Below are 15,478 nucleotides of genomic sequence, written 5' to 3'. Positions count from 1 at the left end.
TATGTCTTTGAAGCTAGGTGTAATCGGTACCGGCGCCATCGGCCGCGACCATATTCGTCGTTGCAGCCAGACCCTGCTCAACAGCCAGGTGGTAGCGGTGACCGACATCAACCTTGAGCAGGCCGCCAAGGTGGTGGCCGATTTGAAGCTGGACGCCGAGGTGTATGCCGATGGCCACGCGCTGATCCGTTCACCTGAAGTTCAAGCCGTTCTCGTGACCTCCTGGGGCCCGAGCCACGAAGAGTTCGTGCTCGCCGCCATCGCCGCCGGTAAACCGGTGTTCTGCGAAAAACCCCTGGCGGTCACCGCCGAAGGTTGCCGCAAGATCGTCGAGGCCGAAGTGGCCTGCGGCAAGCGTCTGGTGCAAGTGGGCTTCATGCGCCCGTATGACGAAGGCTATCGCGCCCTCAAGGCGGTGATCGACAGTGGCCAGATCGGTGAACCGTTGATGCTGCACTGCGCCCACCGCAACCCGACGGTGGGTGAGAACTACAAGACCGATATGGCGATCACCGATACCTTGATCCATGAGCTGGATGTGCTGCGTTGGCTGCTCGACGACGATTATGTTTCCGTGCAAGTGGTGTTCCCGCGCAAGACCAGTAAAGCCTTGGCCCACCTGCGCGACCCGCAGATCGTGTTGCTGGAAACCGCCAAGGGCACGCGCATCGACGTCGAAGTGTTTGTGAACTGCCAGTACGGCTACGACATCCAGTGCGAAGTGGTGGGGGAGACTGGCATCGCCAAGCTGCCGGAACCGTCCCAGGTGCAATTGCGCAGTGGCGCCAAACTGTCCAATGCGATTCTGATGGATTGGAAAGACCGGTTTATCGGCGCTTATGACGTGGAATTGCAGGCCTTCATTGATAGCGTGCTGGCGGGGCACGTCGGCGGGCCGTCGGCGTGGGATGGCTTTGCGGCTGCGGTGGCGGCGGATGCGTGTATCGAAGCGCAGGGCAGTGGGCAGATCGTCAAGGTCAGCCTGCCGGATCGCCCACGCTTCTACGGCTAACACTCGGTCAATGTGGGAGGTGTAGGAGCGAGTTTGCTCGCGAAGAACGTCAACGATAACGCGTGTTTCCTGAATGAACGCGGCGCCTGTGAGTTTTTCGCGAGTAAGCTCGCTCCTACAAAAAAGCCTTAATGACTGGCATTAGGGCAAGCCCCTCCCACCGTTGATTGGGTTTCCAATTCAACTCAGGAGTTGATCATGCGAATCGGACTAGTCGGCTACGGCCACGGCGGACGCTTCTTTCATGCGCCGCTGATTGCAACGCTGCCAGGCGCCACGTTTGTCGGCGTGGTGACGCGTTCACCCGAGCGCCGCCAGCAATTGAGCACTGATCTTCCAGGGGGCAAGGCCTTTGACAGCATCGGCCAGATCGTCGAAGCCGGTGTCGACGCCCTGGTGATTTCCACCACCCTCAAGGGCCGTCCGGCCCTGGTGCTGGAAGCCATCGAGCATGGCGTGGCGGTGGTCAGCGACAAGCCCTTCGCCGCCAACGCCGAGCAGGCCCAGGCGCTGATCACCGCCGCCGAACGCCAGGGCGTGTTACTCAGCGTCTACCAGAACCGGCGCTGGGACTCGGACTACCTGACCCTGCGCAAACTGATCGATGCCGGTGCGCTGGGTACCATCACCCGCTTCGAGTCCCGTGTGGAGCGCTACAGCCCGCAAGCGGTGGGCAATGCCAGCGGTGGCGGCTGGTTGCGCGACCTGGGTAGCCACCTGGTGGACCAGGCACTGCAACTGTTCGGCCCGGTGGATCGGGTATTCGCACAGTTGCAGTTCACCCCGCAACATCCCACCCTCGACCATGGCTTCTTCCTTTCCCTGACCCACGCCAACGGGGTGATTTCCCACTTATGGGGCAGCGCCCTGCAAAATAGCCAGGCGCCGCGCTTTCGCGTCAGTGGCACCTTGGGTTGCTACACCGTCGATGGTTTGGATGGCCAGGAAGAGGCGCTGATGGCCGGTAAGTCGCCGAAAACCGAAGGCGAGCACTGGGGCGCCGAGGAGCATCGACGCTGGGGGTGGTTCGAACAGGGGCCGGAGCGCGAGCGGGTACCGTCGGAGAAGGGCTGCTGGACCCACTTCTATCGGCAGTTGCAAGCCGCCGTGCAAGGCCGGGGACCGCTGCCGGTGGACGCCTATGACGCACTGGAAACCACCCGGCTACTGGATGCCGCACGCCTCAGTGCCGAGCGCCAGCAGGTGGTTTCAACAAAAATGGAATAAAATTCTAAAACAGGTTGATATGGAAATTATTTTCTAATAAAGTCTTTTCCAGGTTGCAGAAAGTACGTTCGGACTCGATTCGGGCGACTCAACAAAAACAAGATCAAAAACAACCAGGTACCGTCAGATGAAAATCTTCAGCGCTGTACTGCGAGTTTTACGCCCCGTCCTTGCGCCACGCGGCCTGCCCCGCGCCCGGCCATTCTACTTCTCCTTCCTTAATGTGCTGTGCGTCGAAAACAAAGGCGCCCTGGTCTGCTGTATTCCCGGGGCCCCGATTGTGCGACTGCCCTCGAATTCGCTCTGATAAACGCAACGTCCACAAAACCAACAAGAAATTGGAGACAGACCGTTCATGAAGACCACGATCCGTTTTACCGCGCTGGCCCTGTCCATGATGCTGGCCAGCGGTTTTGCCACGGCTGCCGATCTCAAGGTGGGTGTGAGCATGTCCGCATTCGATGACACCTTCCTGACCTACCTGCGCGAAGACATGGACAAGCAAGCCAAGTCCTATCCCAAGGGCGATGGCGTGCAACTGCAATTCGAAGACGCTCGCGCCGACGTGGTCAAGCAACTGAGCCAGGTCGAGAACTTCATCAGCCAGAACGTCGACGCCATTATCGTTAACCCGGTCGACACCGCGTCGACCGCCAACATCATCAAGGCCGCCACCGCCGCGAAGATTCCGCTGGTGTTCGTCAACCGTCGTCCGGACCAGAAAGACCTGCCCAAGGACGTCGTCGCCGTCACCTCCGATGATGTCGAGGCCGGTAAGCTGCAAATGCAGTACATCGCCGAAAAGCTTGGTGGCAAGGGCAAGATCGTGATCCTGCTGGGCGACCTGGCGAACAACTCCACCACCAACCGCACCAAGGGTGTGAAGGAAGTGCTGGCCAAGTACCCGGGGATCAAGATCGAACAGGAGCAGACCGGCATCTGGCTGCGTGACAAGGGCATGACCCTGGTCAACGACTGGCTGACCCAGGGCCGCGAATTCAATGCCGTGCTGGCCAACAATGATGAGATGGCCATCGGTGCGTCCATGGCCCTGAAGTCGGCCGGTAAGGAAAAGGGCAGTGTGCTGATCGCGGGTGTCGACGGCACGCCGGACGGCTTGAACGCGATCACCAAGGGCGACATGACCGTATCGGCGTTCCAGGATGCCAAGGGCCAGGCGGTGGGTTCGGTGGAAGCGGCGCGCAAGATGGCCAAGCACGAGCCGGTGGAGCAGAACGTGGTGATCCCTTTCCAGTTGATCACCCCGGACAACGTCAAAGACTTCAAGTAGCCCTGACATAACAACAATAAGCCGGCAGGGCGGTTACGGCCGCCCTGCAGATGGAGTACCCCTTATGCTCGCTCAAGCCACTGTCTCGCAGTCTCCGGGTATCCAGCCCCTGCCGCTGGACGAACCCTACCTGCTGGAAATCGTCAACATCAGCAAAGGCTTTCCCGGCGTCGTGGCCCTGGCCGATGTGCAATTGCGTGTACGCCCCGGGTCGGTGCTGGCGTTGATGGGCGAGAACGGCGCGGGCAAGTCGACGCTGATGAAAATCATCGCCGGTATCTACCAGCCCGACAGCGGGGAAATCCGCCTGCGGGGCCAGCCGATTGTGTTCGAGACACCGTTGGCCGCGCAGAAGGCCGGGATCGCGATGATCCACCAGGAACTCAACCTGATGCCCCATATGAGCATCGCCGAGAATATCTGGATCGGCCGTGAGCAGCTCAACAGCCTGCACATGGTCAACCACCGCGAAATGCACCGCTGCACCGCCGAATTGCTGGCGCGCCTGCGTATTAATCTGGACCCCGAGGAACACGTCGGCAACCTGAGCATCGCCGAGCGGCAGATGGTGGAGATCGCCAAGGCGGTGTCCTATGACTCCGATATCCTGATCATGGATGAACCGACGTCGGCGATTACCGAGAAAGAAGTCGAGCACCTGTTTTCGATCATTGCCGACCTCAAGTCCCAGGGCAAAGGCATTGTCTATATCACCCACAAGATGAACGAAGTGTTCGCCATCGCCGACGAGGTGGCGGTGTTCCGCGACGGTCACTATATCGGCCTGCAGCGGGCCGACAGCATGAACAGCGACAGCCTGATCTCGATGATGGTCGGCCGTGAACTCAGCCAGTTGTTCCCGGTGCGCGAAGCGCCGATCGGCGAGCTGCTGCTGTCGGTGCGCGACTTGAGCCTGGACGGCGTGTTCAAGGACGTGTCGTTCGACCTGCATGCCGGCGAGATCCTCGGCATCGCCGGGTTGATGGGCTCGGGCCGCACCAATGTGGCGGAAACCCTTTTCGGGATCACCCCAAGCTCCAGCGGCCAGATCACCCTGGATGGCCAGCCGGTGCGTATCACCGACCCGCACATGGCCATCGAGAAAGGCTTTGCCCTGTTGACCGAGGACCGCAAGCTCAGCGGCCTGTTCCCGTGCCTGTCGGTGCTGGAAAACATGGAGATGGCGGTGCTGCCGCTGTATTCGGGCAATGGGTTTATCCAGCAGAAAGCCTTGCGCGCGCTGTGCGAAGACATGTGCAAGAAGCTGCGGGTGAAGACCCCGTCCCTGGAACAGTGCATCGACACCCTGTCGGGCGGCAACCAGCAAAAGGCACTGCTGGCACGCTGGCTGATGACCAACCCTCGGTTGTTGATCCTTGATGAGCCGACCCGCGGTATCGATGTGGGGGCCAAGGCCGAGATTTACCGTCTGATTTCCTTTCTCGCCAGTGAAGGCATGGCCGTGATCATGATCTCCTCGGAGCTGCCCGAAGTGCTCGGCATGAGCGACCGGGTCATGGTGATGCACGAGGGTGAACTGATGGGCACCCTGGACCGTGCGGACGCGACCCAGGAAAAAGTCATGCATCTGGCTTCCGGTTTGCCGGTGGTCCACTGACGAACAGCCGCGCGGGCCTGCGGTTGGTCCGCGCCATAGAATAAGAAGGTGATTGGCTATGAACGCAATAACAGATAACAAGCCTGCCACGGCGCCGGTCAAGCACCGTCGACGTTTGCCAACCGAACTGAGCATCTTCCTGGTGCTGATCGGTATCGGCCTGGTGTTTGAGCTGTTCGGCTGGATCGTGCGCGACCAGAGCTTCCTGATGAACTCCCAGCGCCTGGTGCTGATGATTCTGCAGGTATCGATCATCGGCCTGCTGGCCATCGGTGTGACCCAGGTGATCATCACCACCGGCATCGACCTGTCTTCCGGCTCGGTGCTCGCATTATCGGCGATGATCGCCGCCAGCCTGGCACAGACTTCCGATTTTTCCCGGGCGGTGTTTCCGTCCCTGACCGACCTGCCGGTCTGGATCCCGGTGGCGATGGGCCTCGGGGTGGGGCTGCTGGCGGGGGCGATCAACGGCAGCATTATTGCCGTCACCGGTATCCCGCCGTTTATCGCCACCCTGGGCATGATGGTCTCGGCCCGTGGCCTGGCGCGTTACTACACCGAAGGCCAGCCAGTGAGCATGCTTTCGGACTCCTACACGGCCATCGGCCATGGCGCGATGCCGGTGATCATCTTCCTGGTCGTGGCGGTGATTTTCCATATCGCCCTGCGCTACACCAAGTACGGCAAGTACACCTATGCCATCGGCGGCAATATGCAGGCGGCGCGTACCTCGGGGATCAACGTCAAGCGTCACTTGATCATCGTCTACAGCATTGCCGGGTTGCTGGCGGGCCTGGCCGGCGTGGTCGCTTCGGCGCGTGCGGCCACCGGCCAGGCCGGCATGGGGATGTCTTATGAGCTGGACGCGATTGCCGCTGCGGTGATCGGCGGCACGAGCCTGGCAGGCGGCGTAGGGCGCATTACCGGCACCGTGATCGGCGCGCTGATCCTTGGGGTGATGGCCAGCGGGTTTACTTTCGTCGGGGTGGATGCGTACATCCAGGACATCATCAAGGGCCTGATCATCGTGGTCGCGGTGGTGATCGACCAATACCGCAACAAGCGCAAGCTTAAGCGCTAAATGAACGTGTGACTGTTGAGCACTGAATGCAGGAGGGGGGAAGCCCTCTCCCATATTTTATGATTAACAGTCTGTTTCAACCGTTTGTCTTCTATATAGCTCCACAACATTGAATTTCTTGCTATAAACACACTCCGATGACCCGTTCACCAAGCCCGTCCTGGTGCCTTTGGGGGTTGTCCCGGAAAAAATGCCTGTCTTTTCAGTTGCTGAGCCCTCAAGTCGGCCTTAGACTGCCGCCCCTCGTAAATTGAGTGCCGGGTGGCGCTTGAAATGGACGGCGCCTTTCCGAGACTTGCACAGGTCGACCGGAACGCTCCCTTATTCGCCTTAATGCACGTATTTTTTATAGAGAAATCAATGACAAAGGAAAAGTTGCTGGCCATGCCGGCGGATGACTACATGAATGCCGAACAGCACGCTTTTTTCGAGAAGTTGCTGCAGGACATGAAAGTCGAACACCACGAGCGCATTGAACAGAACCGTATCGCCATTGAAAGCCTGGACACCCCGGCGGACCCGGCTGACGCCGCTTCCGTCGAGGAAGAGCGCACTTGGCTGGTGAACGCCATCGACCGCGACCAGCGCATGCTGCCGCAACTGGAGCGCGCACTGGAACGCATCAAGGAAGATTCCTTTGGCTGGTGTGATGACAGCGGCGAGCCTATCGGCCTCAAGCGCCTGCTGATCAGCCCGACCACCAAATACTGCATCGAAGCGCAAGAGCGCCACGAGCAGATCGACAAGCACCAGCGCCAAGCCTGATGCATTGAAGCCGGGGACCGCGACTGCGGTGCCCCGGGGAAATACCGTTACGCCCCCGTCTATTGATCTGCTGCAAGCTACCCCACTAAAGGCCCATGGATAATGGCTGGATAGTGGCGTTTAATGCAGGGACAACAATGACAAACAGCGGGGTGACGAAGATGGCTGGAGACGGATCTCTGATGGGCGCAGCAGTGCCTCCGCAAGCGGTGGTGCGCGGGCTGCCCGGCTGGTTGACGCCGCTTCTGCAGAGCACCGCCCTGGTGCTGGTACTGCTGGGCCTTGCGTTCGCCAGCCTGCCGATATACCTGTGCGTGCCACTGGCCTTGCTGGTGATCTGGCTGCCGCGCCTGAAAAAACCTGCCCTTAGCCTTTCGTCGTCCGACGCCGCCGATGCCATCGGTGACCTGACGCGCGATCTTTCCTATACCACCAGCCATAACGCGTTGTCCGCTGCCGGCGTGGCCTATTCGGTCAAGCAATTGGCCGCTCGCGTGCAATCACAATTGAGTGCCGCCAAGCAGATCGTCAGCAACGCCGAAGTGATGATTGATACTGAAAAAGTCACTTCCCAGCTCAGCCGCCAAGCCCTGGGCGCGGCCAGTCAGGCCCATCAGCGCAGCACGGAGGGGCGTGAGGTCCTGACTCAGTCGATCACACGCATGCGCCAACTCAGCCAGCGCGCCAATGCCAGCCGCGAGCTGATCGAAGCGCTGAGCCAGCGCAGCGAGGAAATCCAGCGTGTGACCCTGGTGATCCAATCCATCGCCAGCCAGACCAACCTGCTGGCGTTGAATGCGGCCATTGAGGCGGCGCGGGCCGGTGAGCATGGCCGCGGGTTTGCCGTGGTCGCCGACGAAGTGCGCGGCCTGGCCGGCCGTACTGCCACGGCCACCGATGAAGTCGGGCTGATGGTTGCGGATATCCAGCAACGTACGACACAGGTGGTGGAGCAGATTCGCCAACTGTCGGTGGACTTGCACACCGGCGTCGAACAGGTGGAACACGCCGGTGAGCAGTTGGAGAGCATCGCCAGCCTGGCGGCGGACGTGGAAGGGCAGGTCAATGAAATCGCCCAGGGCACCGACACCAACCGCGCACAATTGGACAGCCTGTTCCATGCGGTGGAACAGATGCGCAGCGACCTGGACGTGAGCGACCAGCAAACCCGTGAATTGGCCGGCGCCGCCGTGCAGATGGAAGGGCAGGCCGAAACCATCAGCGAGCGCCTGGCCGCCGTCGGGCTGGATGACTATCACCAGCGTGTTTATGACCTGGCGCGCGAGGGTGCGAGCCGGATTGCCGAGCAGTTCGAGGCGGATGTGCTGCAAAACCGCATCACCCTGGACGACTTGTTCGACCGCAGCTACACGCTGATCCCCAACACCAGCCCCAGCAAATACCACACGCGGTTCGACGGTTACACCGACCAGGTCCTGCCGGCGATCCAGGAAGCATTGCTGCCGCGTCATGAAGGCTTGGTGTTTGCGATCGCCTGCACCCAACAAGGTTATGTGCCAACCCACAACAAGGCGTTTTCTCAGGCCTTGACGGGCGATGCCCAGGTCGATGCGGTGCAGAACCGCACCAAGCGCAAGTTCGATGACCGTACCGGAATTCGCTGCGGCAGCCATCAGCAAGCGGTGCTGCTCCAGACCTACACCCGCGATACCGGCGAGCTGATGCACGACCTGTCGGTGCCGATCATGGTCCGGGGCCGGCATTGGGGCGGTTTGCGCCTGGGCTACAAGCCCGAAGGCACCAAGGCCGCGCGCTAGGGATTATTGCGGTTTATGCAAGGAAGCTGTTCCGAAGATGGCTTTTTCCAACGGGAGGAAAACCGTAGCATGGGCAATATTGTTAGCCAGCTAACTAATGTTGCGGAGAAGCTTCATGCAAAACAAAGTCGATGTGGCCGTGATGATTGGCAGTGGCGTGCCGCCAAGCCTGCGTGCGCTGGGCCAGAATGCGTGTTGGGTGGTGCTGGTCAACGGTGAGCCGCGTGGCACCGCCTTCGCCAGCCGGGATGAAGCGCAAGCGTGCAGGGCTGCCTGGCAAGCGTTGTTGCGCCTGGAACAATCAGGCAGCCTGCATTGAGGGAGGTTATTGCGACTGATGCAGGCGCTGGTTCAGTTCATCCACCGCGATCGCCCATTCGGCGTCTTCGCGCAGCTCTTCCTTGAGAAACTGTGCCTGCCGGTCCGACCAGAAAGGCGCATCGATGAGTTTCACGCCCGCGGGCAAAGGATGCCCGGCGATGAATTCGTCAATGCCTTCCGGGGTTGAATCCAGGCCCAGTTGTGCAAATAGGGTTTCCAGCGTAGGTATCGGCGCGTCCATATCGTTCTCCGTGCAGGTTTTTCAGGTGGGGTATGCATCGGAGGCTTGGGGCGCGGTAGAGTTCGATCGGATTGTCAGGAGGTCAATGCCCCGCAATCGACGGCGGTCTTGAGGGCCTTGGCGGCTTCCTTGGCCGCGATCGCGGCAGTGTCGAGTGTCTTGAACCAGCGGTCTTTTTCGACTTGGTGCGTTGTAACGGTGGTCAAGGGCGGCTTGGCGCGCATCACGATAACTGCTTGAAACTCCCCGTCTACTTCCCTGGCATCGCCATGAATAAAAAATTCGCCAATATCAAATTCCGTCACGTATAGCCTTCCCTTCAAGGTAACTGCACTGATGAAACCTGACCCGCGGGGGGCAAACTTCAATGGACGGGCCAGTATGGCAGTTGTTGAAGGGCGGTGGCGCAGTAAAGTCATCCAGGTGACGAAACGATTCCGCCGTGCAGGGCGTGCAGGGCGCTCTCCAGTTGCTTGGCCAATTCGCAGGCCTGGTTGTGGTCGCTGCGAAATCCTCGGATCCTGCCACTGGTGACTTCGAGGATATGAAAGAAATTCCTGCCGGCCGGAACAACTTGGTAAAGAACCGAATTCGAGTACCCGTTGGAGCTGTGCAAGCAGTAGTATTGGCGCTCGTCGTGACATGATGAACGAGTGCGGGAAGACGTAGCGTCGTGTTGTTGTCGTAGCATGGTCAGCTCCTGTCGATCTATCTTGTGGACTCACCACCAGCGTTTCGGGTGGTTTTGACCCGTGTTGCTGTTTTAGTATTGTCGCCAGTGGCCGCTGCCTGGTTCCATGCCAAGGTGTGTGTGTTTGTATGAGTTGTCGGAAACTGCGTTTTTAATGGGGTTATTCTCTGAAGCTGGTCGGCGCGTATTCTCGTGTCGTTGAACCTGTGATTTCCTGTGACGCCTGATGACCTTGCAAGAGGTCCATCGTGCACGCCTGTACTAGTCTTACGGCGCAGCAGCGGGATTTTCTTCAGTTTTTTTCAAAGAATGTGTTGTGTGATCGTGCCGTTACGGCCGTTTTTTCGTGCTGCCCGCTCTGGCGGACGGTGCTTTTTTCGATGTGGGGGCGTTTCCTTGGCAGTCAGTAATCTGGATATGCACGCGTTATTCGTGCTGGGTGATTTGCGCGCAAAGTTGGTCAAGCAGTTTCAATCCCGTTTCGTCTACATCACTGAGCAGACGCCGGAAGGTATCTATATCGCCGAGATCGATACCGAAACCGCACTGGTGGTGGATGATAAACCGCGTTTGGAACTCAAGGTCGGTGACCATTTCCGCGCCGCGGTATTACCCAGTCGCGAAGGCGGCAAGTTTGAATTGAAGTTCCGCGATATCAAGTTGACGGTGTATGGCCTGGGTGATTACGCCTTTGTGTCCTGCGCCGAGGGCCAGGGCATTGTCTTCAAGGAAGGCCACAGCGTGATGCTGGTATTTGCCGCCCATGAGCAACTGCAGGAGGGCCTGACCAAGACCCTGAAGGCCGTGACCGGCAAGGCCGCCAAATGGCGCAAGGGTGAGCTGGTGACCTTCAAGGCCAGTGAGTAATCGGTCAATACCACGAACATCCTTTGTCCCTCGGAACCTCTACTACAGTTGAGTTGACTTAACTATTCAGAGGCTTCGCGCATTGCAGCAAAGCCGTCCGCCATGGCTGCAAGAAAATGCGAGGTGCAAAGGCATGAAAGGATTGAAATCGCTGTTGGCCGCGTCCCTGACCACCCTGGGACTATCCGTGGTCTCGGTATCGGCTGCCGAGGCGCCGGTACACTTTGCCGACCTGAACTGGGAAAGCGGCAGCCTGATCACCGAGGTCCTGCGGTTTATCGTCGAGAAGGGCTATGACCTGCCCACCGACACCTTGCCAGGCACCACCATCACCCTGGAAACCGCCCTGGCCAAGAACGATATCCAGGTGATCGGCGAAGAGTGGGCAGGGCGCAGCCCGGTGTGGGTCAAGGCCGAGGCTGAAGGCAAGGTGGTGGGCCTGGGCGATACGGTCAAGGGGGCCACCGAAGGTTGGTGGGTGCCGGAATACGTGGTCAAGGGTGATCCTGCCAAAGGCCTCAAGCCCCTGGCACCGGACCTCAAGAGCGTGAAGGACCTGGCGCGTTACAAGGACGTGTTCAAAGACCCGGAATCACCCGGCAAGGGTCGTTTTCTCAACAGCCCGATTGGCTGGACCTCCGAAGTGGTGAACAAGCAGAAGCTCAAGGCCTATGGCCTGGACGACAGTTATGTGAATTTCCGCAGCGGCTCGGGCGCGGCGCTGGACGCCGAGATCGCTTCGTCGATTCGCCGTGGCAAGCCGGTGTTGTTCTACTACTGGTCGCCGACGCCGCTGATGGGGCGCTACAAGCTGATCCAGCTCGAAGAGCCGCCATTTGATGCCGAGGCCTGGAAGACCCTGACCGACGCGGACAATCCCGATCCGAAACCGACACGTTCGCTGGCGTCCAAATTGAGCATTGGCGTATCCACGCCATTCCAGAAGGCGCATCCGCAGATCGCCGGGTTCTTCGAGAAGGTCGAGTTCCCCATTGAACCGCTGAACAAGGCCTTGGCGACGATGAGCGAGAATCACACCGCGCCGCGGGAGGTCGCCCAAGCGTTCCTCAAGGAACACCCAGAGGTGTGGAAGGCGTGGTTGACGGAGGATGTGGCGCAGAAAGTCGAAGCCAGCTTGAGGTAACGTTCCCTCTCTCGACCGCGGGAGTGCTAAAAATGTGGGGAGCGGGCCTGTTGTGGCGAGCCCGCTCGCCACAACAGGCCCGCTCGCTACGACAGTTCGCTCGCCACAAAGAATGCGGTCGTGTAAGGACTATTCCATATCCAGCTGATGCACCGCTGTCGGGAGCAAGCCCCTTTTACATTTTGTTCGCATTACAGCGTTAGAACCGGGTCTGTACCGCCACCTCAAACGTCCTCGGCGCCCCCAGGTAATACGCTGGCGACACATGGGCAAATTCGGCATACACCGCATTGGTCAGGTTGCGCACCCGGCCCGTCACCGAGGTGCGCGCGTCCACCTTGTAGCGCAGGAAGGTGCCGAACAACGTGTAGGCCGGTACCGTCTGGGTATTGGCATTGTCCGCGTACACTTCGGCGACGTAGCGCGCATCCACGCCACCCTGCCAATCTTCGGCAAAATCGTATGTCAGCCACAGGTTGCCCACGCGCTTGGGCACATTGGTGGGCGTATTGCCCTTGCGCGACACCACCGCACCGCTGGCGATCTTCTCGTTGAACTCCTCATACTCGGCATCTACCCAGGCGAAGTTGCCTTCGGCGAGCAGCCTGGGTGTGATGCGTAATGAACTGGCCAACTCGATCCCCTTGGACGATTGCGCGCCGACCGGGATGCTGTTGTTCGGGTCCAGCGGATCGGTGACGGCAAAGTCCTTGCGCTCGATCTTGTAGGCGGCGACGGTGGCCGAACCGCGACCGTCCAGGTAGTCGAACTTGCTGCCCACTTCCCACTGCTTGCCTGTCGACACGTCAAACACTTGAGTCGTGGTACTCGGCTGCTCGGCGGCGGTGCTGTATTGCACATACACGTTGGCTGAGGGGATGAACTGGTAAGTCAGGCCAACCCGGCCGGTCACCGGCTCCCAACTGCGCGTGAAGTGGCGTGGGTTAGTGGTCGTCACGCTGCCGTGGTTGGTCACGTCCAGGTCGATCGCGTCGTAACGCAGGCCAGTGAGCAGTGACAATTTATCGGTCAGGCCCAGGCGGTTTTCCACGAACAGTGCCTTGGTCGTGACCTCGTTGGTCTTGTCCCTGATAAAGCCGGGTCGTGTACCTGGGATGTCGTAGAAGTGCCCAGGGTCGTAGTGATCAGGGTCCACTGTGCTATTGCCGGCCGCCCTGAGCGGGCTGTTGGTGGTGCTATTGACCTTGTACTCGAAGCCCCCGGACCAAGTGGTCGACAGGCCAAAGACGCGGTCTTCATGACGCAGCTCGAACTGGTTACCGTGCTGTTCGCCCTGATGGCGCACCTGGTAGGCGGTTGAACGGTTCACCGCACTGTTGTCGGCGTTGTACTGGTAGGTTTCCAGGTTGCGGTAATCGCGTTGGCTGTCCAGGTGGTAAAGGGTGTTTTTCAACGTGGTGCTGTCGTTGATCCGGTAGTCGATGATCGAGCGTGCCCAGAGGGTGCGTTGTTCGTAACGACCGTCGGCGACGTTGTAGTTATTGAAGCGGTTGTGTGTGTCGATCTTCAACTCACCGGCCTTGGGGTTGAGCACGGGCGTGCCCCAGTAAGGACTGTCTTCGTGTTCATCCTGGTATTCCAGGGCCAGGGTGTGGGACAGGTTGGGGGTCAAGTCGCTGAGCAGGGAAAACGCCACGCTCCAGGCGTCGCGCTGGTCGCGGTCGATATAGCTGTGGTTGGTGTTGCGGCTGACGTCCAGGCGGGCATAGTGCTGCACGTCGGCGCCTGGCTCGGTGAGCGCATGGTTCAGGCCGAAGGCCATGCCGGCGGTATCGTAGCTGCCATAGGTCAGTTGGCCTTCGGCGGCCTGTTCCTCGCGGCTGGCCAGCTTGGTCACATAGTTCAGCGATCCCCCCACGGAGCCGGCACCGTTGATCAGCGAGGAGGGGCCGCCGACCAGTTCCACGCGATCATAAATCCACGCATCCACTGGCCGCGCCAGGCCGGTCGCCACATTGATACCGTTGAACATCTGGGTGATCTGGCTGCTGGTAAATCCCCGATACGACACAAAACCACCAAACCCTGGCGGTGCACTGGCGTTGACACCGGGCAAGGTGTTGGCGGCGTCGCGGAAGGTCCTGGCGCCATGGCGCTCGATGTCGTTGCGTGTGGCGATGGCCACCGAGGCCGGGGTTTCCCGCACGCTCAGGCCCAGCCGCGACGCCATGCCGCTGGGTTGGTCCAAGGCCAGGCCGGGCTCGGCGGTTTGTTCGCCATCAATAGTGGTTGGGGCCAGCTCAACGGCCCAGCCGCAGACAGGCAGGCAGCCGAACAGGCCTGCTAACAGGGGTAAATGTTTCATGAGTTGAATCCTGAAAAACTTGGCTTGAAACAACGCACGGCCGCCGTACTTCCTCGCGGAAACGGTGGTCAGTGCAGATCAGAAAGCAAAGGGATCAGGCAAAGGCGGGCGGCGCGCGAGGATGGGCCGTTGGCCAGGTAAAGCGGGCGGGGAGGTCAGCGGTGGCGACAATGGCCGGAGGGGGGGCATGAGGCTGTGGCAATACCGCCACATTCAGGCTGGAACTGAATGCCGGGCCCATGCCGCCGGTCGAACACAGCGGGCAACCAAACGCCTTGGACAGGGTTGGCAGGCTTTCATCGGTGGAGTTGGACGGCGTGGGCGCCTGGGTGCGCGGGTCCACCGTACAGAACTGACCGCCGAGGCCATTGAGCTGCATCCCGACCATCTGCCCATGCCCGATACTGCACGCGAACACATTGAACAGGACGCAGCAGTAGAGCATCCAGGCAATGATCGAGCGGTCGGCACGGGCAAGTTTCATGGGGCGGCACTTTACCATCAGCCGCCGACGAAATGCCTGCAAAAAATTTCAGGGGGGCTATCCTACTTCGCATCTTTTCAGGGAGAACCACCATGAGCTTCGTCGTTGCACGATGGGTCGTCGGCATTTTTACCTGCATCAGCATGGTCCACCTGTATTGGGCCGCCGGCGGCAAACTTGGCAGTCTCGCCGCCATCCCCCAACTGCCCGGCGAATTTGCCAGCGGGCCACGCCCGGCGTTCAAGCCCTCGGCGTTGGGCACTTTCTTGGTGGCGATGGGGTTGGTCGCGATTGCATTGCTGGTGTGCCTGCGGGCAGGGCTGTATTTCTCGCCGGTGTCCCATGGCGCATTGCAATGGGGGATCAGCGCGATTGCCGTGCTCATGTTTGCCAGGGCGATTGGGGATTCGGAGTTGGTGGGGTTTTTCAAGAAAGTCAGTGGGTCGCGGTTTGCGCGGTTGGATACGTGGTTTTATTCGCCGTTGTGTTTGGTGTTGGGGGTGGGGTTGTTGGTGGTGGCGTGGGGGTGATGGGGGGAAGGTTGTGAATCTCGCATCATTTATTGGGTGTATGCTTTCCCCTGGCCTCACATCCAGTTTCGTTTATATGTACGATTTTAATTTTTTATCTCT

The 15,478-nt window shown here is 59.8% G+C and carries 16 protein-coding genes; 12 read left to right on the top strand and 4 right to left on the bottom strand.

Translation table 11 applies throughout. The features are described from left to right. Position 1 precedes the first annotated feature (1 nt). The 9 genes from iolG to AC1Q6I_RS22170 all read left to right on the top strand — a co-directional run bounded on the left by iolG (position 2) and on the right by AC1Q6I_RS22170 (position 9,091). Complete coding sequence (iolG, locus tag AC1Q6I_RS22210) at positions 2–1,012, top strand: bifunctional inositol 2-dehydrogenase/D-chiro-inositol 1-dehydrogenase (protein WP_024076022.1); 1,011 nt, start codon at positions 2–4, stop codon at positions 1,010–1,012. Positions 1,013–1,210: 198 nt separating this feature from the next. After that, on the top strand, positions 1,211–2,239 hold the full coding sequence (locus AC1Q6I_RS22205; protein WP_102625586.1) for a Gfo/Idh/MocA family protein: 1,029 nt from the start codon (positions 1,211–1,213) through the stop codon (positions 2,237–2,239). 127 nt (positions 2,240–2,366) lie between these two features. Beyond that, on the top strand, positions 2,367–2,546 hold the full coding sequence (locus AC1Q6I_RS22200; RefSeq protein WP_081730344.1) for a hypothetical protein: 180 nt from the start codon (positions 2,367–2,369) through the stop codon (positions 2,544–2,546). Positions 2,547–2,594: 48 nt separating this feature from the next. Next, positions 2,595–3,530: a sugar ABC transporter substrate-binding protein gene (locus AC1Q6I_RS22195; RefSeq protein ID WP_102625609.1), complete on the top strand. Its 936-nt coding sequence runs from the start codon at positions 2,595–2,597 to the stop codon at positions 3,528–3,530. A gap of 64 nt (positions 3,531–3,594) precedes the next feature. Next, on the top strand, positions 3,595–5,148 hold the full coding sequence (locus AC1Q6I_RS22190; protein WP_069075806.1) for a sugar ABC transporter ATP-binding protein: 1,554 nt from the start codon (positions 3,595–3,597) through the stop codon (positions 5,146–5,148). Between the two features lie 58 nt (positions 5,149–5,206). Beyond that, a complete protein-coding gene (locus AC1Q6I_RS22185) occupies positions 5,207–6,229 on the top strand; it encodes an ABC transporter permease (protein WP_024076018.1) in 1,023 nt (340 codons plus the stop codon). 360 nt (positions 6,230–6,589) lie between these two features. After that, positions 6,590–6,994, top strand: a complete 405-nt coding sequence (locus AC1Q6I_RS22180; protein WP_003191666.1) for a TraR/DksA family transcriptional regulator — start codon at positions 6,590–6,592, stop codon at positions 6,992–6,994. Between the two features lie 95 nt (positions 6,995–7,089). Continuing rightward, a complete protein-coding gene (locus AC1Q6I_RS22175; protein ID WP_370531076.1) occupies positions 7,090–8,772 on the top strand; it encodes a methyl-accepting chemotaxis protein in 1,683 nt (560 codons plus the stop codon). A gap of 115 nt (positions 8,773–8,887) precedes the next feature. Then, a complete protein-coding gene (locus AC1Q6I_RS22170; RefSeq protein WP_024076016.1) occupies positions 8,888–9,091 on the top strand; it encodes a hypothetical protein in 204 nt (67 codons plus the stop codon). Between the two features lie 6 nt (positions 9,092–9,097). Here AC1Q6I_RS22170 and AC1Q6I_RS22165 read toward each other — a convergent pair whose 3' ends face one another. Together AC1Q6I_RS22165 and AC1Q6I_RS22160 are read right to left on the bottom strand one after the other, a co-directional pair. Then, positions 9,098–9,334: a DUF2789 domain-containing protein gene (locus tag AC1Q6I_RS22165; RefSeq protein ID WP_024076015.1), complete on the bottom strand. Its 237-nt coding sequence runs from the start codon at positions 9,332–9,334 to the stop codon at positions 9,098–9,100. A gap of 74 nt (positions 9,335–9,408) precedes the next feature. Next, on the bottom strand, positions 9,409–9,639 hold the full coding sequence (locus AC1Q6I_RS22160; RefSeq protein ID WP_069075805.1) for a hypothetical protein: 231 nt from the start codon (positions 9,637–9,639) through the stop codon (positions 9,409–9,411). Between the two features lie 803 nt (positions 9,640–10,442). Here AC1Q6I_RS22160 and AC1Q6I_RS22155 point away from each other — a divergent pair. Together AC1Q6I_RS22155 and AC1Q6I_RS22150 are read left to right on the top strand one after the other, a co-directional pair. After that, positions 10,443–10,892: a hypothetical protein gene (locus AC1Q6I_RS22155; RefSeq protein ID WP_051448895.1), complete on the top strand. Its 450-nt coding sequence runs from the start codon at positions 10,443–10,445 to the stop codon at positions 10,890–10,892. Between the two features lie 133 nt (positions 10,893–11,025). Beyond that, entirely contained in the window at positions 11,026–12,036 is a 1,011-nt protein-coding gene (locus AC1Q6I_RS22150) for an ABC transporter substrate-binding protein (RefSeq protein WP_102625610.1), read from the top strand. Between the two features lie 199 nt (positions 12,037–12,235). On the opposite strand, the gene AC1Q6I_RS22145 is transcribed toward AC1Q6I_RS22150, so the two are convergent. Then, complete coding sequence (locus AC1Q6I_RS22145; protein WP_024076009.1) at positions 12,236–14,362, bottom strand: TonB-dependent receptor; 2,127 nt, start codon at positions 14,360–14,362, stop codon at positions 12,236–12,238. Positions 14,363–14,456: 94 nt separating this feature from the next. Beyond that, entirely contained in the window at positions 14,457–14,846 is a 390-nt protein-coding gene (locus AC1Q6I_RS22140) for a DUF2946 domain-containing protein (protein WP_041160960.1), read from the bottom strand. A gap of 92 nt (positions 14,847–14,938) precedes the next feature. Between AC1Q6I_RS22140 and AC1Q6I_RS22135 the strand changes: the two genes are divergently transcribed. After that, positions 14,939–15,376, top strand: a complete 438-nt coding sequence (locus tag AC1Q6I_RS22135; RefSeq protein ID WP_024076007.1) for a DUF3995 domain-containing protein — start codon at positions 14,939–14,941, stop codon at positions 15,374–15,376. The last annotated feature ends 102 nt before the right edge of the window (positions 15,377–15,478 follow it).

It is taken from the genome of Pseudomonas sp. MPR-R2A5 (assembly GCF_058793055.1).
Note: the sequence above shows the minus strand (reverse complement) of the source record. Positions and strands in the feature narration are given on the sequence as shown.